This window comes from Stenotrophomonas sp. GQ19 (assembly GCF_059758695.1).
Window position 1 is genome coordinate 283,693 of the sequence record NZ_JCAXES010000001.1, and the last position, 20,222, is coordinate 303,914.

The window sequence follows — 20,222 nt, forward strand, 5'->3', positions numbered from 1 at the left end:
TTTATGTCCTGCTGCGTTGATATCGAAATGGGGGTGTGTCTGTTTTCTGGCACATGTCCGTCGGGGTTCCGACGTCAGCTGATCGTGCCGACCAGCTTCAGTCGTTTGTCCTCGGGTACCTCGCTGTAGGCCAGCACCGACAGCGAGGGGACGCTGTGGCGCACCAGCCGTGCCAGCGCGGCACGCACCGGGCCGGGTACCAACACGACCGCCGGCTCATTCTTCGCTTCCTGCTTGCTGACACATTCGGCCAGACTTTGGTGCAGTCGCTCAGCGAGTCCGGGTTCCAGTGCGGCGCCGTTGCCCTGTGTGGACTCCTGCAAGACACGTTCCAATTGCGGGTTGAGGGTGAACACCGGCAGCTCGGCCGACATGCCGGCGATCTCCTGCACGATGAAACGGCCCAGTGCGTTGCGCACCGCAGCGGTCAGCGTGGCCGGGTCCTGGCTGATGGGCGCGTTCTCCACCAGCGATTCGACGATCTTGCGCAGCTGGCGGATCGGAATGCGTTCGATCAGCAGGTTCTGCAGGACCCGCACCACCGCCGACAACGGCAGCGACTTCGGGGTGAGGTCTTCCACCAGCTTGGGCGCGCTCTTGGCCAGGTTGGCCAGCAGCTGCTGCACTTCCTCGTGGCCGAGCAGTTCGGGCGCGTGTTCGCGGATCAGGTGCGACAGGTGGGTGGCCACCACGGTGGCCGGATCGACCACGGTGTAGCCCATGGTTTCGGCGTGGGCACGCTGGTGCGGTTGGATCCAGGTGGCATCCAGGCCGAACGCGGGGTCCTTGCCGGCGATGCCCTCCAGCGCACCGAGCGCGCTGCCCGGGTCCAGCGCCAGTTCGCGGTCGGGGTGGATTTCAGCGGTGGCCACCGGCACGCCGTGAATCAGCAGGCGGTAGGCGGTGGCCGGCAGTTCCAGGTTGTCGCGGATGTGCACCGACGGAATCAGGAAGCCGATGTCGTGGGTGAGCTTGCGCCGCACCCCCTTGATCCGCGCCATCAGTTCGCCGCCCTGGTTCTTGTCCACCAGCGGGATCAGCCGGTAGCCCACTTCCAGGCCCAGCGGGTCGACCGGGCGCAGTTCGTCCCAGGTCAGTTCGGCGGTGGGCGAGGGCGTGGCACCGGGCAGGCCGAGGGTCTCGCCGCGGCTGGCGGCCGGCGTCTCGGCGGCACGCGCGGCGGCCGTGCTCTTCTTCCAGGCCTTCCAGGCCACGAAGCCGAGGATGGCGGCCAGCGTCAAGAAGGCGACGTTGGGCATGCCGGGCACCAGCCCGACCACGCCCATGATGGCCGCGGCGATGGTGAGCGCGCGGTACTGGCCGAACACCTGGCCCATCATGGCCTGGGCCATGTCCTGCGAGCGCGAGGCGCGGGTGACCAGCATGGCCACCGCCGAGGACACCAGCAGCGCCGGCAGCTGGGCCACCAGGCCGTCACCGATGGACAGCAGGGTGTAGGTGGCGGCGGCGTCGCCGAACGGCATGCCGTGCTGGAGCACGCCGACGGCCAGGCCGCCGAGCAGGTTGATGAACAGGATCAGGATGCCGGCGATCGCGTCGCCGCGGATGAACTTGCTGGCACCGTCCATCGCGCCGTAGAAGTCGGCTTCCTCACGCACTTCCTCGCGGCGGGCCTTGGCCTCCTCGCGCGTCAGCAAACCGGCGTTGAGGTCGGCATCGATGGCCATCTGCTTGCCGGGCATCGCGTCCAGGATGAAGCGGGCGGTCACTTCGGACACGCGCCCGGCACCCTTGGTGATCACCACGAAGTTGATGATGGTCAGGATGGCGAAGACCACGATGCCGACCGCGTAGTTGCCGCCGATCACGAACTCACCGAACGCGGCGATCACCTTGCCCGCCGCCTCGTGGCCGTTCTGGCCGTTGAGCAGGATCACGCGGGTGGAGGCCACGTTCAGCGCCAACCGCAGCATGGTGGTGATCAGCAGCACGATCGGGAAGATGGTGAAGTCCAGCGGACGCTTCACGTACACCACCGCCAGCAGCACCATCAGCGAGATGGCGATGTTGAAGGTGAACAGGGCATCCAGCACCGGCGCGGCCAGGGGCATCACCACCATGGCCAGCAGCGCCAGCACGATCAACGGCGCGCCCAGGCCGTTGCGGATCATGTCCAGGACCTTGCGGGCGTTCATGCCGGCACCGACGGGCTGGGCGCTCATGCGCGGCCTCCCGTGCCGAATTCATCCACGTTGATGCTCGGGGCGGCCGGCATCGGACCGCCGCGCCAGGTGCGCAGCTGGTAAACGTAGGACAGGACCTGGGCTACGGCCGAATACAGTCTCACGGGAATTTCCTTTCCAAGTTGACCTTCCCGATACAAGGCGCGTGCCAAAGGCGGGGCAGAGACGATGGCGACCTTGTTGCCGTCGGCCACTTCACGGATGCGCAGGGCGGTTTCATCCACGCCCAGGGCCACCACGGTGGGGGCGCCCATCTTGCCGCCTTCGTATTTCAGGGCCACCGCGTAGTGGGTGGGGTTGACCACCACCACGTCGGCGGTGGGCACCGCTTCCATCATCCGGCGGTTGGACAGCTGCTGCTGCAGCTGGCGGATGCGGCCCTTCACTTCCGGGCTGCCTTCGCTTTCCTTCATTTCCCGGCGCAGCTCTTCGCGGGTCATCTTCAGCTTGCGCATCCAGTTCCAGCGCTGGTAGGGCGCATCGAAGGCGGCCAGCAGCATCATCGCCCCGCCGGTGGCCAGCATCAGCTTCAAGGTGAAGCCCAGGCCGTGCACCATGGCTGTTTCCAGCGGCTGGTTGAGCAGGTCGCGCAGCGGCCGCACGCCGTGCCAGACCACCAGCCCGGCGGCGGTGCCGACGAAGGCGATGCGCAACAGCGACTTGGTGAACTCGGCGATTGCCTCCGGGCCGTACAGGCGCTTCATGCCGGCCATCGGGCTGAGCCGCTTGAAATCGGGCATCAGCGACTTGTTCGACCAGCGCAGCCCGCCCATCACCACCGGGCCGAGGAAGCTGGCCAGCAGGCAGATCAGCACCAACGGCCACATCGCCCACAGCAGCTGCAGCAGCAGCTCGCCGAAGTGGCCGAACAGGGCCTGCGGGTGCATGCGCAGGCCCGGTTCCGGGCTCAGCGCCGTCTTCATCCAGGCCTTGGCACTGCTGCTGATGCTGCCCGAATAGGCCATCAGCGCCAGCACGCCGGCACCGAACACCGCGGCGGTGGCCAACTCCCGCGAGCGCGGGATGTTGCCCTGCTCGCGGGCATCGCGCAGGCGTTTTTCGGTAGGTTGCTCGGTCTTTTCGCCGGCTTGTTCGTTCTCGGACATGGGCTGCACGACACGGGGGGATTACCCGGGGTCGTGCAAGAACCGTTCCGTGACGTCAGGCCGGGCCGCTGCGTGCGCGCGAGACCTGCACCTGGTCGGACTGCGTCGCGGTGGCGATGGTCTCCTTCAAGGGCACCTCACCCACGCCCAGGGCCCGTTCGATCACCAGCGCGGTACCTTGCCCGTGCAGCAGCGCCTGCAGCCGGCCGAACTCACCGCACCACAGGGTTTCGATGTCGCGGTCGCGAGCGCGGTCGCGGTCGGTCGCCAGGGCCACGGCCCGGACCTGCAGGCGCCCGCCGTCTGCACGGCCGCCCACCTCAACGCCATAGCCAGGGGTGGCAGCTTTCTTTAGAACGACCGCGCCAGTGTCCTGCCATGCGGTGGCCATGCCTTCGCGCACCTCGTAGCCGAGGCTGGCCAGCCCGTCGAGCACGGCCTGGCGCCGGGAAACTGCCGCCAGCGCCTGCTGGTGGCTGGCAAGGGCGGTGTCGCACTGCAGGGTGAGCTCGGTCAGCAGCGGCAGCGCGGTGTCGGTACTGCAGGCGGCCACCCGGGTCAGCAACGGCGCATGCTCGGTAGGGTCCACGGCAGCCAGCCTGCTGGCCACATCCTGCAGCTGTTCCAGCTGCGTGCGGCGCTGGGCGAACGCGGCCGAGGCGGCGGCCAGGTCCAGTACCAGGCTGTCCAGCAGAAGGTTGCGCCGTTGCGGGGCGGTTTCCTGCTCGGCCTTGTGCAGCGCCTCCAGGTAGGGTGCAGCGACTGCCGCGCCCTGCAGCAACTGCAGTTCGGCGATATGGCGGTCCACGCGCAGCAGGCGCGCCTCGCGCTCGGGGTCGGCGGGCTGCCGGGCGGCCCAGTCGGCCAGCGTGGGGGTGGGCGTGGCGGTCTGCAATGCGGCGGCCAACGCGCGCTGGTCATCACTCAGCGTTGCCTGCGCGTCCGGCGGCGACAGGAGCGCGAAGGCACGGGCCAGCACCGCCTCCGCGTCAGTACCGGGGTGACCGTCGGCCAGTGCCTGCAGCGACTGCAGCAGGCCGGCGTCTGCATCAACGGATCGGTCCTGCAGGGTGTTGAGCACGGCGGCGGCGTTGTCGCGCAGCCGCCGCTGCTGCTGGCGGCCTGCGGCAGCGCGGTCGATGGCGCGCGCCTCGCGGTCGCGGGTGTCGGCCTGCAGGAAGGCCGTTTCGGCCTCGATCAGCAGCGCATACCGCGTGTTGTCGCTGTCCGCCAACAGCGCCTGCAGCGCCTGGCGGCGTGCCATTACCGCGGCCACCGCCGATGCGTCGCTCTCGCCCACGCGCTCACACTGGGCCTGCCAGCGCGCCACCGCCTGGTCCAGCCGGTGCAGCATCGCTTCACGCAGGGCCAGCAGTTCTTCGGCAGTCACGATGCGGACGACTTTGGGACCACTCATGGCAGGGTTTCCGGTTGTGCGGGGACAGGCGGGGGCGGCACCGGGGCGGGGGCCATGGCCGCGTCGATGGCCAGCCGCAGCCGTGCCCGTTCGGCCTCGCCGTCGTGGTACCAGGCATGCGAGGACACCCGGTGGATGCCGCCGATGGCGCGGCGCAGGACCGAGGGCCGCCAGATTTCACGGGCGCGGGCATGCGCCAGCAGCGGGTGGCTGGGCGCGTCGCACTCGATGCCGATGGCGAAGTTGCCGGTGTCGGGATGTTCGATGGCGAAGTCCAGCCCGAATGCGTCACCTTCACTGGCGGCCGCGGCGTCCCATCCCAGCGACTGCAGGTAGGCGCCAACGATCTGCGTGAAGCCGTCGGCGGGCGCCGCGTGGGTGCGGTTGGCCACGCTGCGATCGGTCTGCAGGCGATCCAGCAGCCGCGCGCTGCCGTCGAACTCGCCGGCACACAGGGCGCGGGCGTACTCCAGGTACCCCTGCAGGTAGTCACGCGGGCTGGCCGGGGCGCGCTGGGTGTTGAACAGGTCGGAGATGTCGGCGATCGGCATCGAGGTGATCATCACCACCCGTTGCCGGGCGCGGGTGACGGCCACGTTGAGGCGGCGCTCGCCGCCGGTCTGGCCGAGTACGCCGAAGTTGCGCCGGAAGGTGCCCTGCGCGTTGCGGCCGAAGGTGGAGGAGAACACGATGATGTCGCGCTCGTCACCCTGCACGTTTTCCACGTTCTTGACGAAGACCGCCATGTCCTCGCCGTCTTCGCTGCGCTCGCGTTCCTCGGCGAACGCGGCACGGAAGGCGGCATCCTGCCCGGCGCGCTGCTCCAGGTGCTCTTCGATCAGCTCGGCCTGCTTGCGGTTGAAGGTGACCACGCCCACCGAGGGGCGGGCGGCATAGGGGTGCTGCCACAACTGGGCGAGGTACTCCACCACCCGTGCCGCTTCGGCAGGGTTGCTCTGGTGCTGGTACACACCGTCGACCTGGATCAGTTCCAGTGGCTTGATCCGCGCGATGCTGCTGCGCGGATGGCGCACCGGCACGTTGAGCCGGTTGCCGTAGAAGGCTGCGTTGGAGAAGCCGATCAGTTCGCGGTATGCCGAGCGGTAGTGGATCTGCAGCGTGGTGCTGGGCAGGGCATTGCGGGCCAGCTGCAGCAGGTCCGGGCAATCCTTGATCTCGCGCCGGTTCCAGGTTTCCTCGAAGGCGTCGCGCTGCTCGGCATCGACCTCGGCATCGGGCTCGTCGCCATCGAAGACCTCGGCTTCATCGCTTTCCACCCGGCTGGAGAAGAAGGCAGTGGGCGGCATCTGCTTCTCATCCCCGCTGACGACCGTGACCCGGCCACGGAACAGCGTGGGCAGGGCGAACTCGACCGGCATCTGCGAGGCTTCGTCGTAGATCACCGTGTCGAACAGCCCGGCCTGCAGTGGCAGCACGCGGCTGGCCACGTCCGGGTTCATCAGCCAGATCGGGCGCAGGTGCATCAGGCCCAGTTCGCTGCCCAGCTCGATGAACTCGCGCAGGCGGCGCGAACGGCGCCCGGTCAGCCGGGTCACGTCTTCCCACTGCTTGCGGTTGCCCAACTGCTGCAGGTCGATGTGGGTGCCCAGCATCTGACGGTTGAGCCGGCGCATCTGCTGGTCGGCAGCGGCCAGGCTGGCGACCTTGGCCTGGGTTTCATCCTGGCCGAACTGCAGCGCCGGGATCGCCTGCTCCATGCGGTGCTTCCAGCCCAGCCGTGCTTCGCGATGCAGCAGGCGGCGCACGGCCGGCTCCAGCGCGTCGCTGGGAAGGGCATCCAGCTGCGGTTGCAGCTGGCGCAGCAGTGCCAGCAGGTCCAGGTCTGCGGCCGACAGCTGCCCGGCGCGCCCGCGGAAGGCCTGGTAGGCGGCCAGATGGGGCAGGGCATCCTGCAGGTGCTGCAGCACCTGGGCATTGCTCTGGTTGTGGGCGATGGCCGCGGCCAATGCGTCGGTCAGCGTCTGCTCCAGCCAGTCGGCCAGCAAGCCGAGCTGCTGCGCGCTGGCATGGCGGGCGGCATGCCGCGCCAGCGAGGCATCCAGGTCCTGCAGCAGTGCCTCCAGGTGCGCGCGGTCGCCCGCCAGGGCAGCGTCATCGGCCTGCTGGGGGCGTGGCGACTGCGCCAGCGCCTGGGCCAGTGCCTGTACGTCCAGCAGTTGGCGCCCGCTGGCGCGTGCCATCGGGCCCAGCGCCATGCCGGTCTGTTGGCCCACCGGGTCCAGCGCCAGCTGCTGGTGCAGGCCGGCCAGTTCGCTGCGCAGCGGGCGCAAGCGTGCTTCCAGCGTCGCGGCGGCCAGCAGTGCTGCGGCGCCTGCTTCGCCCATCGCGTGGGACTGCTCCTGCAGGACACGGTTCACCCGTCGCCGGCGCAGCAGGTGCAGCGGGTTGAGGCGGGCCAGCAGGCCGCGTGCGCCCAGGACGCGCGCGGCGTCGCGCTGCAGCTGCGCCAGCGTGCGCTCGTCGACGCCGGTGAGGGCCGGCGACAGCGTGCTGGAGAAGGCGTCGAGGTCGAGCGCCGCCACGGCGTGCTCGATCTGGTGCAGCCGGTCCAGCGCGATGTCGCCCTGGCTTGGCTGGCCCGCGCGTGCGGTGCGGAACAGCGGCAGCCAGCGCGCCAGCCGGATCCGTTGTGCGTCGTCCAGGCCGAGCAGGGTCGCCACGTGCGCCGACTTCCACGCCTGGTGCGGAGCGGGATCGTCCAGCTCGAAGCTGGCCGGGTGTGCCAGCAGGATCGCCTGCCGGTGCTGTTCGGCCGCAGTGAACGCCTGCAGGGCGGCAACGAACGCGGCGAGGGTGTCCGCGTCGGCCGCGAAGGGACGCAACTGCACCAGCGGGCTGCCTTCGTAACGCGCCGGCAGCCACAACCGGATCAACGGCGCACACGCTTCCTCGCGCTGCACCAGGGTGGGCAGGTCCAGTGCCAGCAGCCGTTGGCGCAGGGCCGGCAGAACCAGCGGGGGCGTGCCGGTGTCCAGCGCGATCAGTTCGCCGAGCAGGCGCCGGTAGCTCAGCCCGGTGGCGTCGTCGATCTGGTGCAGGCTGTGCTGGTGGCGGTCCAGTTCGCCTTCCAGCGCCTCGATCCGCGCGGCTACCTGCTGGCGCTGCTGCTGCCAGGCCGATTGCGTGGCGCCGGCGGTGAACAGGGCGTCGAGCTGCTCGCGGATGCTGCGGATGACCGGTTCGCGGTCGCGGTTGACGTCGTTGAGCATGACCACGCGCTGGCCCAGCCCTTCGGCGACCAGGCGCTTGTGCACCACTTCCAACGCAGCGTGCTTCTGGCAGACGATCAGCAGGCTGCGTTGCCGGCCGATCGCGTCGGCCACCATGTTGACGATGGTCTGGCTCTTGCCAGTGCCGGGTGGGCCTTCGATCAACAGGCCCGGCCCCTGCCGTGCCTGCAGCACCGCCGCTTCCTGCGAGGGATCGCTGGCCACGGTGAAGTAGCGCTGCAGCTCTGGCGCGGCAGGCGGCGGGGGGCTGTCGGCGTCGGTCGGCGGTGCCAGCCGCAACGCGGTTTCAAGACCGGTGCCGGACGGCGACAGAACCTTGAGCTGGCGCAGGTCTTCGCCGATGGCCTGGCCCATGAACGTGACATGGAAAAGCACTGCGGCGCAGTCCAGTTCGTCCTGGTAAGGGGCCACCTCCACGCTGCTGGGGGGCAGGCCCACCAGGCTGCGCGAGCGGATCGTGGCCAGCATCCCGAAGGCATCCATCACATCGGCGGCCCGGATCGCCGAGCGCCCCAGCAGTTCGTCGGCGGTGCTGCGCCAGCGCTTGCAGGTTTCGGTGCCCAGCACGCTTTCAAGGGCAGGGTTGAGCCGCACTTCCTCGCGTTCGCCATCGAAGGCCAGCCCGACCTGGCCGCGCGTGCCCGGTTCCAGCAGCAGCGTGACCGGCCACAGCAGCAGCGGAATGATCCGGGTGCGCGACGTGCCGCGCGGATCGCGGCTGAGCAGGAACGGAAAGCCCAGATACAGCCCGTCGATGCCGGTGTCGCGCTTGTACAGCGCGCTCTGCCGTGCCAGGGCCATCAGGCGGGGTTCCAGCTGCGGGGTGCGCTGGAACGATTCGGGGTCCAGCTGGACGGCGCGCGCGTTGCGCTGCAACAGGTGATCGAGCAGTGCGGCGGCGGGGCGCCGGGTGCTGTCTACTTCGTGCATGTCCACGCGTGCGGTGGTCTTGCCGATGCTCATGCGCACCAGCGGCCCGCGCATCACAGCGGTGACGACCTTCTTTTCGAAGAAGTCCAGGATCTGCGAGACGTACTGCTGCTTCTGGGGCTGCAGCCAGCGGCTGGCGGGCACGGCCAGCACCACCAGGGCGCGCGCCAGCGGCATGCGCCGCTCCAGCCGGAACTGTTCGGCCCAGCCATCCACCACGGGCAGGCCGGAACGGGCGAAGCCCAGGATGCGCGCGTCCACGCTGCGATACAGCTCGGTACGCGGGTGCAGCAGCAGGGCCGCGGCTGCGTCGTTGTCGAAGGCCTCGAGACCGGCGCTGGCGGCCAGCGTGGCGGCCTCGGCGAGGATGGCCTCGGCGCTGCGGAACTGGCCGATTTCCGCGCTCAGCAACACGATCAGGTCTTCTTCGGCCACCACCCTGCGCTCGGCCAGCGACAGCAGCCCGGGATGCGCGGTGTCGGGCAGCAGGCGCTGGCGTTCCTGCCATTGCGAGGCGAGCTTGGCCCGCGAGGTGGACAGCAGGTAGACGCGCAGGGATTCCTCGACCAGGGCGATGTGCTGGTGCAGCGCGCGCTGGCGCACGCTTTCCTCGCGCCGCTTGAGCCTGCACAGCCAGTTGTCGGTCTGCAGGTGTTCCAGCAGGTCCGGCACCGACCCGCTGACCAGCCGGTAGCCCTCCAGCGGGTGCTCAAGCAACCAGCCTGGCGTGACGATGTCGCCACGATGGATCAACGGCATTTCCGGGTTGAGCACCTTCAACGCCAGCATCAGCCGGAAATCGTCCTCGATGCCTTCGTGGCGCGCGATCTGGCGCAGCCCGGCGATGCGGGTGGCGGGCAGGCCGACCTGCTCGGCCCAGGTGACGATCCCCCCGCGCAGCAGATGGTCCAGGGCCTGGTCCCAGCCGTCGGCCTGGGCGGCGGCCAGCGCGAACACCGCGGGGCGATGGTAGCGGCGCGTGCCCAGCGGCAGGCTGGCGCCGTCGCCCTCATCCTGCGCGTGTTGCGCCGCCGGCGGCGCCGGTACGGCAATGCCGGCCAGCCAGTCGGCCACCTGCGGCCATTGCCAGCGCTGGTGACGGTCGCGGGCCAGCAGCCCACGCAGCAGCAGCGCCAGCTCCGGGTCCAGCGTATCCGGGATCGGAACACCATTGGCCAGCACGTGGATCAGGAACGCGTTGGGATGGATGCCGTCGAAGCAGGCGCCGTCGGTAAGCTGTTCGAGCAGGATCATGCCCAGGCTCCACCAGTCCGACGCCGCCGCCACGCCACCGGCGATCGCCTCGGGCGCCATGTAGCGGCTGATCTCCAGGGGCGAGACGATGTCCAGGTCGAACTCGGACAACCGCGCCGAACCGAACCCGCTGATCACCAGATCCAGCGGCGTGCGGGCCCGTACCAGCAGGCTGGCCGGGCGCAGGTCGCGGTGGCGCAGCCCGGCTTCGTTGAACGCATGCAGCGCCTGCCCCAGTTCGCTGACGATATGGCGGACCGCCTCGCGGTCGCCGATCACGCTGCCCAGCTCGGCCAGGGTGCCACCGGTGAGCATTTCCACGACTTCAAAGGCGCGGTCATCCCAGCGCCCGGTGGCGATGATCTCCGGCACGTGCGCGCGGGGCAGGCGACGGATCACATCGTAGATGGCCGGGTCGGGTTCGGCACCGGGGCGGTACAGGGTGAGCACGGCCTGCACCGCCGTGGCGGTGTGTTCGGCCTGGTAGCGGTCACGCACGCCGTCGGTGCTGCTGATCTGGCGCAGCAGGCGCCAGCCATCGATGACCGTTTCGCTGCTGTCGGCGGCCGGGGGCGGCAGCTCTGCCGCCGTCGTCGCGTCCGCTGCGCTGGCGCCACAGTGCAGGCACATCAGGTCGCCGGGCGTCATCGGGTGGCCGTTGTCGCAGACCACGTCCGCTGCGGCGGCGCCGACCGTCGAGGCCTGCACCGCTGCCTGGGTGACCACGCTCTGCGGCCGCCAGCCAGCGGGGTGGATCGGCTCGCCGGCCAGATCCCAGCCGCACGCGTGCGCGTCAACAAGGCCTTCGCAGAACATCTCGGCCAACGCGCGTTCGGTGTGGCAATTGGGGCAAAAACGAATCATGGACTTACTCGGCTGGACGACGCGATGAAGTGTGTGCGCTGGTCTGCACCTGGTGGCCCTGCGCGCGCAGCAGCTCGCGCAGGCGCAGCAGGTCGCCGCGGCGGGGGATGCCGGCCATCCAGACGGTGCCGGTGGCGTCGAACATCAGGTCAAGTGCCTTGTCGGCCGGTGTGCTGGTGCGCTCCAGGCCGGCCAGGCGCGACCGACCGAGCGCGGTGAGCAGGGTGAGGCGCTGGTTGTCGCTGCCACGCAGCGCCAGCGACTGGGCTGCATGTTCAAGGTAGGGGTCGCTGATCACCGCGTCGATCAGGTCGCGCGCCTGGTCGAGCATGGGCTGCAGCGTTTCCAGCGGGTGCCCGCTGTACACCAGGATGTCCGCGGCGGTGCGTTGGCGCAGCCCCACCAGCATCTGCAGCAGCGCGTCGAACTGGTCGAACGGCTCGCCGCCGGAAATCGTGATGCCGTCGGCTTGGTGCAGCCACGGCGCCACCTGCTCGAGCAGCGTGGCCACGTCGACGACCGTGCGCCCCGGCCCCCAGGTGTCGGCCGAAATGCAGCCGCTGCAGCGGATGCTGCAGCCCTGGAACCAGATGCCCAGGCGCTGCCCCGGCCCCAGCGTGGTCACCGGGAAATGCACGCGTGACAGCTGCAGTGGACGGTTCAACCGCGCGCCAGGTCGAGGACGTTGGCATCCAGCGCAACGATGGTGAACTGCTGGCCGGGCTGCGCGTCCTGGTCGAACAGGGCACGCGCCAGCGGGTTGAGCAGGTGCGCCTCGAGCTGGTTGCGGATGCCGCGCCCGCCGTTGGACAGGTCCTTCAGGCAGAGCGACCGCAACGCATCGCGGGCCGGCGCGGCCAGGGTCACGTGCAACTGCTGGGCCTGCAGGTCGGCCAGGGTTGCGTCGACCATCTGGTCGAAGATCTGCACGGCGACCTCCTCGCGGATGAAATCGAACACGATGATGTTCTCGCCGATCCGGTTGAGGATCTCCGGCCGGTTCAGGACCAGCTTGAAGTGCCGGTCGATTTCGTCGTGCACCTTGCTCTGCACCTGCTCGAAGGGCTCGCCGGGCAACACGTTCGCCACGCGCTCGCCATGCTCGCCCTGGCGGTAGATGCCCAGGTTGGAGGTGAACACGATCAGCGCTTCGGAGAAATACACGCGGTCGCCACGCCCGGAGGTGAGTACGCCGTCGTCGAGGATCTGCAGGAACTTGTCGAGGATGCGCGGATGGGCCTTCTCGATCTCATCGAACAGGACCACGCTGAACGGTTTCTCGCGGATGGCGTTGGTCAGTTCGCCGCCCACGTCGTAGCCGACGTAGCCGGGCGGGGCGCCGATCAGCCGCTGGTCGGCATGCTCGGCGCTGAACTCGGACATGTCGAACCGGATGTAGGCGCTTTCGTCGCCGAACAGCAGGCTGGTGACGGTTTTGGCCAGCTCGGTCTTGCCCACGCCGGTCGGGCCGGCCAGGAATGCCACGCCGCGCGGCCGGTTGCCCTTGCGGCTTGCACCCACGCCGGTCATGGCGCGCTTGACGATGTCCAGCATGTGGGTCACCGCATGGTGCTGGCCCTTGACCCGCTGGTGGACCAACGCATCGCCCAGGCGGATGCGCTGCCGGTCGATGCGCAGCCAGGGGTCTTCGGTGACGCCGACCTTGTAGCGGCGCACGGCGTCGCCGATCTGGTCCACGGCCACGCCTTCGACCCGGGCCAGCTGGGCGATGGCACTGAGGTCCAGCAACAGCAGCCCCTCGGTGCTCTGCACGAAGGCGTCCACCGCCTGCGCGGTAGCCTCGGCGCTGGCGTCCTGGGCACCGGCCAGTCCCTTGAGCAGGGCCGGGGCCAGTGCGCGCCGGGTGAGCTGGTCCGGCTTGGCCACCGGAACGTGGCGGATGCGCGGGTTGCCGACCAGCAGCCAGTCGGGCAGGTCACCTTCCTTCTCCACCACCCAGAGCACCGTGTTGAAGAACGGCTTGCGCTGCACGCCGCCCGGTCGGCTGCGTGCCTGGTGGGAGAGCACCAGGGCTTGGGTGAACAGCTGGTGTTCGGCCGCGCTGAGGGCGTCGCTGCGCACCGCCAGGCGCGAGGCGAAATCGATGATCAATGCCACCGGCTCGCCCTGGCGGACGACCAGCCGTTGGAGCGTGGCACTGAGCAGGTCGATACCGGCAGGCGCGGCCCCGTCCACCGGGGTCAGTCCCAGCGATTGCAGCAGGGCGATGCCGCTGGCGGGATCGGTGCCGGGGCGTTCCAGGGCGCGGAAACCGGCCAACGGGTCCCAGCCCAGCACCTGCGCGTAGCCTTGATCGAGCAGGGTGTTGCACAGGGTCTGGTTGAAGCTCTGCGCGGTTACCGTGCCCGGCGCCACTTCGGCTGCCTGCAGGTCGCGGATGTTCCCGGAGAGCACGAACTGGCTCTTCAAGGGAAGGAAACGAACAAGATCGCGCTGCCAGCGCGGACCTTCAAACACATTCTTCCCTGACATCCTGCTGCCTGCTGTTCCCATGGTACGGGCAGGGTATTGCGCGCAGCCGTCAATTTCCAGCGCGTGCCGCTAGCCCGCCGCCGCGCCCGGCCGTGCCTGCGCCTTCCATCCGGCGGCCATCTCCACCCGTGGACGCGGGTGGTCGTGCAGCTGCATGAAGCGTTCCGGGTCCACCGGGCGCCCCAGCAGGTAGCCCTGCAGGTAGTCGCAGCCCAGCCGCTCCAGGTACGCACGCTGGCCGGTGGTTTCCACGCCTTCGGCCACGATGTCCATGTCCAGCGCGTGGCCCAGCGCGACGATCGCCGAGACGATCACCACGTCTTCCGAGCTGGTCTCCAGGTCGCGCACGAAGGCGTGGTCGATCTTGATCTCGGTGGCGGGCAGGCGCTTGAGATACAACAGGCTCGAATAGCCGGTGCCGAAGTCGTCGATGGAAATGCCCACGCCCAGGCTGGCCATGCCCTGCAACAGGGTGAGGCTGGCCTCGGTGTCGCGCATGACGGTGCTTTCGGTGATCTCCAGCACCAGCCGCCGCGGCTCCAGCCGATGGGTACGAAGCGCGTCGCGCACCTCCTCCAGCAGGTGCGGCGAGCTGAACTGGATCGGCGACAGGTTCACCGACACCGTCCAGCTTTCGTGACCGGCGTCTTGCCACTGGCGCAGCTGGCGGCAGGCCTCGCCCAGCGCCCAGCGCCCGATCTCGTTGATGACGCCGCTGCGCTCGGCCAGCCGGATGAACCGGTCCGGCGGAATCAGGCCCTGCTGCGGGTGGCGCCAGCGGATCAAGGCCTCGGCGCCACTGACGCCCTGGCCGGCCACCCGGATCTTGGGCTGGTAGTGCAGGAACAGCTGGTCGGTGCCGATCGCCCGGCGCAGGTCGGCCAGCAGCTGGAACTGCTGCTCGGCGCTGTCGTTCATCCAGTCGGAGAACACCGCATAGGCGTTGCGGCCGGCTTCCTTGGCCTGGTACATCGCTGCGTCGGCAAAGCCCATCAACTGGCGCTCGCTGGCGGCGTGGTCCGGGCAGATCGCGATGCCGATGCTGGCGGTGACCTGCAGTTCGTGGTCGGGCAGCAGCGGGCCGCCGCCGACCGCCTGCAGGATGCGGCTGGCCAGCGTGGCGATGTCCTCGTCGTTGTCGATCCGCACCACCAGCACGAATTCGTCGCCGCCCAGCCGTGCCAGCACGTCCGAAGGGCGCAGCAGCTGGCGGGTGCGCTCGGCCACGGCCACCAGCAGCGCGTCGCCGGTCTGGTGGCCGTAGGCGTCGTTGACCTGCTTGAACCCGTCCAGGTCCATGAACATCACCGCGAAGCGGCTGCCGCGCTGCTCGGCCTCGGCCAGGGCCTGCTCGATGCGTTGTTGCAGCAGCAGCCGGTTCGGCAGGCGGGTCAGGGGATCATGCAGGGCGGCCTGGGTGAGTTCGGCCTGGGCGACGTCCAGAGAACTGCGCAGCGTGTCGTTGCGCAGCCGCAGCAGCTGCGCCTGCATGCGCTGGTCCAGCCAGGACACGATCAGCACCACGGCCAGGATCGCCGTGGTGAGCACCAGCACCAGTGCGGCCAGCCACTGCGCCTGCAGGCCATCGCCGGCGGCCGCGCCGCAGATGCTGTCGGCCGGGAAGCGTGCGGCGGCCATGCCGGTGTAGTGCATGCCGACGATGGCGCTGCCCAGCAGCACGGCCGGCATCAGCCGGTGGCGCATGCGGCGCTGGCTGTGGCGCAGCCGGAAGGCAACGAACAGCGCGGTCCACGAGGCCGCCAGTGCGATCAGCAGCGACGCGGTGACCCAGCCGGGGTGGTAATCGATGCCGGGCTGCATGCGCATCGCCGCCATGCCCAGGTAGTGCATCGAGGCGATGCCGCTGCCCATCAGCAGGGCGCCCAGCGCCAGCCGCGAGTGCGGCAGGGTGGGGCGCGACACCAGCCACAAAGCGAAGATCGAGGAGGCCATCGCTGCCAGCAGCGACACCGCGGTCCAGCCCAGGTCGTAGCCCAATGGAATGGGCAGGCGGAAGGCGAGCATGCCGATGAAGTGCATCGACCAGATGCCCAGCCCCATCGCGCAGCCACCGCCGAACAGCCACAAGGTGCTCAACCGCGCGCTGGGCGCGGTGGTGATCCGATTGGCCATGTCCAGCGCGGTGAACGACGCGAGCATGGCGACCAGCAGCGAAACCACGACCAACCACGGTGTGTAGCTGCCGTCGAGCATCGATGACTCTCCTTGGTCCGCGCATCTGCAATGGCGTTGGGCATGCAGGCCGCACGTGCCTTTCCCCGGCGTGTGCGGCTCCCGGCCCCGGACTGCGGGCGGTGACTACAGCCTACCGCCAACGATGGGGGGGATAGCAAGTGTCCGCGCACACTTTTTCGTGAGGGCGGGGTGAATCAGCGGGTCACGCCATCGGCGGCCTGGAAGGCGGCATCGAACAGGCGTTGCACGGGCGGCCCCATTTCGCCGGCCAGGACGGTCAGCAGGAACAGGCCCAGCAGCAGCGCCACCGGCAGGCCCAGCTGGATGGGATTCAACGCGGGCGCGGCACGGGCCAGCACGCCGAAGGCCAGGTTGATCGCCAGCATCGCCACGGTGAGCGGCAGCGCCAGACCGAGCGCACCGTGGAACACCTGCAGGGCAAAGGTGGGTGCGGCGCTGAGGAAGGTGTCGATGTTGGGCAGCGCGGCGCCGATCGGGACCGCCTTGTAGCTGTCCATCAGCAGCGAGATCAAGGCCAGGTGGCCGTTGGTGCTGAAGAACAGCAGGCCGAACAGCAGGTAGAACCACTGGCCGATGACGCCGGAACTGCCGCCGCGCAGCGGGTCGCTCATCTGTGCAAAGGCCAGGCCCGTGCCTTGGGCGACCAGCTCGCCAGCCATGGCGCCGGCTTCGAACACCAGCCGCAGCAGGAAGCCGATCGAGACGCCGATAGCCAGCTCGCGGGCGATGCTCAACACAGTGGCGGCGTCGAACCCGGTCCACTGGGGCACCGGCGGCAGCAGCGGCGACAGCGCCACGGCCAGCGCACCGGCCAGCACCACCCGCACCCGCGACGGCACCGCGCGGGTGCCGATCAAGGGCATCGCCATCAGCATGGCGCCGATGCGCAGCATGGTCCACAGGATGGTGCCGATCATGCCGAAGGCCTGCAGGCCGTCGGCAGCCATCTGGGTGGCGGAATCCATGGCCTGCTACCCGATCAGGTGCGGGATGCGCTGGAACAGCAGCGTGGTGTACTCCACCAGCTGGCCGATCAGCAGGCTGCCCAGCGCGAACAGCACCGCGGTGAGCGCCGCGGCCTTGGCCACGAAGGCGATGGTGGGCTCGTTGAGCTGGGTGGCGGCCTGCACCACGCCCACCACCACGCCGACGATCAGCACGGTGAGCAGCAGCGGGCCGGCCACCCACAGCACCACGATCAGGCCGCCACGCAGTTCGGTCAACGCAAGTTCGGGCGTCATGTCACTGCACCGCGTTGAAGCTGGCGGCCAGGGTGCCGACCACCAGGACCCAGCCGTCGACCAGCACGAACAGCAGGATCTTGAACGGTGCCGACACCAGCATCGGCGACAGCATCATCATGCCCATCGACATCAGCACGCTGGCCACGACCAGGTCGATGATCACGAACGGGATGAAGATCAGGAAGCCGATTTCGAAGGCGGTCTTCAGTTCGCTGGTGACGAACGAGGCCACCAGCACCGGGAACGGAATCGCATCCGGACCGGAATAGGTGCCGTGCCCGGCCATGCCGGCGAAGGTCATCAGGTCGGTTTCGCGGATCTGCGCCAGCATGAAGGCGCGCAGCGGCTGGGTGGTGAGCGTCCAGGCGGTCTGGAAGTCGATCTCGCCGTTGAGGTAGGGCGCCATGCCGCTGCCCCAGGCCTTCTGCCACACCGGCAGCATCACCATCGCGGTGAGGAACAGGGCAAGGCCCAGCAGCACCTGGTTGGACGGGGTCTGGCCGGTGCCCAGCGCCTGGCGCAGCAGGCCCAGCACGATGATGATGCGGGTGAAGGCGGTCAGCACCAGCAGCATCGACGGGATCAGGGTGATCGCGGTCATCAGCAGCAGGGTCTGCAGCGGCAGGCTGACCGGCTGGCCGCCGATCTTGCCGACATTCACGTCCGGCAGCGCCGGGGTGCCAGGCAGGCCGGGGGCGGCCATCGCCAGCGCCGGCAGCGCACACAACAGCAGGAGCAGCAGCAACGGCAGGTAACGGGTCCAGGAGGCGTTCGGGCCACGCATGATCAGGGTTCCTTGCGCAGCCGCTGTTGCAGCAGCTGGGCGAAATTCGGGAGGTTCTTGAGCGTCGGGAGGTTCTTCAGGTCCGGCAGGCGCGCCGGGGCCGGCGTCGGCAGCGGTTCGGGCAGGTGGTGCAGGGTGTTGATGCCGCCGGCGGTGACGCCCAGCAGCAGCTGCTCACCGTTGACCTCCACCACCACCACGCGCTCCTTGGCGCCCACGTTGAGGCTGGCCACCACGCGCATGCCTTCGGCCGGGCGGAAGCCGCTGCCGGGCATGCGCTTGAGCAGCCAGCCCAGGCCGATGATCAGCGCCAGCACCGCCAGCAGCGCCAGCACCGCACCGAACATGCTCGGTGCGGCGGCCGCGTGCTGGCCGACCTTGGCCGCCGGGGTACCGGCGGCGATGAGCAGCGATGCGATCAACGCAGTCTCCGGATCCGTTCGCTGGGGCTGACCACGTCGGTCAGGCGCACGCCGAAACGATCGTTGATGACCACCACTTCGCCATGCGCGATCAGCGTGCCGTTGACGAACACGTCCAGCGATTCGCCGGCACCGCGTTCCAGTTCCACCACCGAGCCCTGGTTGAGCTGCAGCAGGTTGCGGATCGGCAGGCGCGCGCGGCCCACTTCCAGCGACAGCGTCACCGGCACATCGAGGATGACATCCAGGTTCAGTTCGGGCCCCAGGCTGTCATCGGACTGCAGCGTGGTGAACTGTGCCGGTGCCGGTTCGTTGGTTTCGATATCGTTCATTGCGGGTCTTCCTGGATAACGGGAACGCGTGGGCGGGTGCCCGGGGGATGGGTGGCGATGATCTTCACTGCGTTGCTGCCATTGGCGACGCCGAACTCGCCGGTGAACACCGGAATGTTCTCCACGCACACCGGCACCTGCGGCTGCAGGTCGATCGGCAGGATGTCGCCGACCTTCAGCCCGGTCAGTTCGCGCAGCGTCATGCGCTTGCTGGCCAGTACGCTGGACAGGGTCACTTCGGCGATGTTGAGCTGTTCGCGCAGCATCACGCCCCAGCTGGCATCGCGGTCGTTGCGGTCGCTCTGGATGCCGGCATCGAGCAGTTCGCGGATCGGTTCGAGCATCGAGTAGGGCAGGGTGACGTGGATGTCACCGCCACCGCCATCGAGTTCGACGTGCAGGCGGCAGACCACCACGTACTCGCGCGGGGTCACGATGTTGGCGAAGTGCGGGTTGATCTCGGAGTTGATGTACTCCAGCTCCACGTCCATCACCGGGGCCCACGCTTCCTGCAGGTCGGCGAAGGTCTGCTTGAGCAGCAGGTGGATCACGCGCATTTCGGTGGCGGTGAACTCGCGGCCTTCGATGCGGGTGGGGTAGCGCCCGTCACCGCCGAAGAAGTTGTCCACGATCGCGAACACCAGCGTCGGCTCGAACACGATCAGCCCGGTACCGCGCAGCGGCTTGAAGCGGATCAGGTTGAGGTTGGTGGGCACGTACAGCGAGTGCATGTAGTCGTTGAACTTGATCAGCTCGATGCCGCGCACCGACAGCTCGGCCGAGCGACGGATCAGGTTGAACAAGCCGATCCGCCACAGGCGCGCGAAGCGCTCGTTGACCATCTCCAGGGTCGGCATGCGCCCACGGATGATGCGGTCCTGGCTGGCAAAGTCGTAGCTGCGGGCTTCGCCGGGCGTTGCCGCGTCCACATCGGTTTCGACCGCACCCGAATCCACGCCGTGCAACAGCGCATCGATCTCGTCCTGGGAAAGCAGGTCATTCATGGTGTGCCCTTACTGGGTGACGAAGCTGGTGAACAGCAGTTCGTCGGCGCCCTTGGAGCCGGTTTCGGCCTTGAGCAGCTTCTGCACTTCGGCCAGCGAGTCGGCCTGCAGGCGTTCCTTGCCGGCGCGGTCGGCGATCTGGGTGGGCTCGACCTGCGAGAACAGCATCAGCAGCTTGGCGCGGATGGCCGGGGCGTGCAGCTTGATCGCCTCCAGCGCGGCCGGGTCGCGGGTCATCAGCTGGACTTCCACCTGCAGGTAGCGCGGGCCGTCGAAGCTGCTGTTGAGGTTGACCACGAACGGCGGCTCCAGCCCGAAGTACTGCGCCGGTGCGGGCATGGCCTTGCTGGCGGCCGGCTTGGCTGCCTTGCTGTCGTGCTGGGACGACGTGGCGAAGTACCACGCACCGCCACCGGCGGCGCCAGCGGCGAGCACGGCCACCAGGGCGGTGATCAACAACGGACTACGCGGCTTGGCAGCCTTGTCCTTGTCGGCGGATTTCTTGGTTTTGTCGGCGGCTGCGGCCACGAGGGGAAGCTCCATTGGATTGCTTCCTGGCTACATGCAAAGGCCGTGCCTGAATGCCGGGGCAGACCGGCGTCGGGTTTCTGGCGGGGGCGGGCGGCAACGCGCTGGCGCGCGGTGACGGCCGCTGGCCGGCTCCACGCATACCCGTGATCCCCAGGTAGTGCCGGCCGCT

Annotated in this window: 14 protein-coding genes; all 14 read right to left on the minus strand. The window is 68.9% G+C overall.

Features of this window, described 5'->3' with window-relative positions:
• Positions 1-74 precede the first annotated feature (74 nt).
• Positions 75-2,183 carry a flagellar biosynthesis protein FlhA gene (flhA, locus tag AC6CHL_RS01185; RefSeq protein ID WP_038688501.1) on the minus strand — a complete coding sequence of 703 codons (2,109 nt, stop codon included), beginning with the start codon at positions 2,181-2,183 and terminating at the stop codon, positions 75-77.
• Positions 2,180-3,310, minus strand: a complete 1,131-nt coding sequence (gene flhB, locus AC6CHL_RS01190) for a flagellar biosynthesis protein FlhB (RefSeq protein ID WP_038688499.1) — start codon at positions 3,308-3,310, stop codon at positions 2,180-2,182. The genes flhA and flhB overlap by 4 nt, the downstream gene beginning before the upstream one ends.
• Before the next feature lie 55 nt (positions 3,311-3,365).
• The gene (locus AC6CHL_RS01195; RefSeq protein ID WP_038688497.1) at positions 3,366-4,727 is read right to left on the minus strand and encodes a hypothetical protein; all 1,362 of its coding nucleotides are present in this window, start codon (positions 4,725-4,727) and stop codon (positions 3,366-3,368) included.
• The gene (locus tag AC6CHL_RS01200; RefSeq protein ID WP_498292915.1) at positions 4,724-11,026 is read right to left on the minus strand and encodes an AAA domain-containing protein; all 6,303 of its coding nucleotides are present in this window, start codon (positions 11,024-11,026) and stop codon (positions 4,724-4,726) included. Before AC6CHL_RS01200 ends, AC6CHL_RS01195 begins: the two co-directional genes overlap by 4 nt.
• 4 nt (positions 11,027-11,030) lie before the next feature.
• Positions 11,031-11,690, minus strand: coding sequence for a 4Fe-4S cluster-binding domain-containing protein (locus AC6CHL_RS01205; RefSeq protein ID WP_498292917.1), 660 nt, complete (start codon positions 11,688-11,690; stop codon positions 11,031-11,033).
• A complete protein-coding gene (locus tag AC6CHL_RS01210; RefSeq protein ID WP_498292919.1) occupies positions 11,687-13,519 on the minus strand; it encodes an AAA family ATPase in 1,833 nt (610 codons plus the stop codon). Before AC6CHL_RS01210 ends, AC6CHL_RS01205 begins: the two co-directional genes overlap by 4 nt.
• 69 nt (positions 13,520-13,588) lie before the next feature.
• Positions 13,589-15,733, minus strand: a complete 2,145-nt coding sequence (locus tag AC6CHL_RS01215) for a putative bifunctional diguanylate cyclase/phosphodiesterase (protein ID WP_498292921.1) — start codon at positions 15,731-15,733, stop codon at positions 13,589-13,591.
• Between the two features lie 176 nt (positions 15,734-15,909).
• Positions 15,910-16,701, minus strand: coding sequence for a flagellar biosynthetic protein FliR (gene fliR, locus AC6CHL_RS01220; protein WP_498292923.1), 792 nt, complete (start codon positions 16,699-16,701; stop codon positions 15,910-15,912).
• Between the two features lie 6 nt (positions 16,702-16,707).
• Positions 16,708-16,977 carry a flagellar biosynthetic protein FliQ gene (locus AC6CHL_RS01225; protein WP_038688486.1) on the minus strand — a complete coding sequence of 90 codons (270 nt, stop codon included), beginning with the start codon at positions 16,975-16,977 and terminating at the stop codon, positions 16,708-16,710.
• A gap of 1 nt (position 16,978) precedes the next feature.
• The gene (gene fliP, locus AC6CHL_RS01230) at positions 16,979-17,764 is read right to left on the minus strand and encodes a flagellar type III secretion system pore protein FliP (protein ID WP_038688484.1); all 786 of its coding nucleotides are present in this window, start codon (positions 17,762-17,764) and stop codon (positions 16,979-16,981) included.
• A 2-nt stretch (positions 17,765-17,766) separates the two neighbouring features.
• Positions 17,767-18,183 carry a flagellar biosynthetic protein FliO gene (fliO, locus tag AC6CHL_RS01235; RefSeq protein WP_038692232.1) on the minus strand — a complete coding sequence of 139 codons (417 nt, stop codon included), beginning with the start codon at positions 18,181-18,183 and terminating at the stop codon, positions 17,767-17,769.
• Positions 18,183-18,518: a flagellar motor switch protein FliN gene (fliN, locus tag AC6CHL_RS01240; protein WP_038688482.1), complete on the minus strand. Its 336-nt coding sequence runs from the start codon at positions 18,516-18,518 to the stop codon at positions 18,183-18,185. Before fliN ends, fliO begins: the two co-directional genes overlap by 1 nt.
• Complete coding sequence (gene fliM / locus AC6CHL_RS01245) at positions 18,515-19,522, minus strand: flagellar motor switch protein FliM (protein WP_038688480.1); 1,008 nt, start codon at positions 19,520-19,522, stop codon at positions 18,515-18,517. The genes fliN and fliM overlap by 4 nt, the downstream gene beginning before the upstream one ends.
• Positions 19,523-19,531: 9 nt before the next feature.
• Positions 19,532-20,065, minus strand: a complete 534-nt coding sequence (locus AC6CHL_RS01250) for a flagellar basal body-associated FliL family protein (protein WP_181393996.1) — start codon at positions 20,063-20,065, stop codon at positions 19,532-19,534.
• Positions 20,066-20,222: the final 157 nt, after the last annotated feature.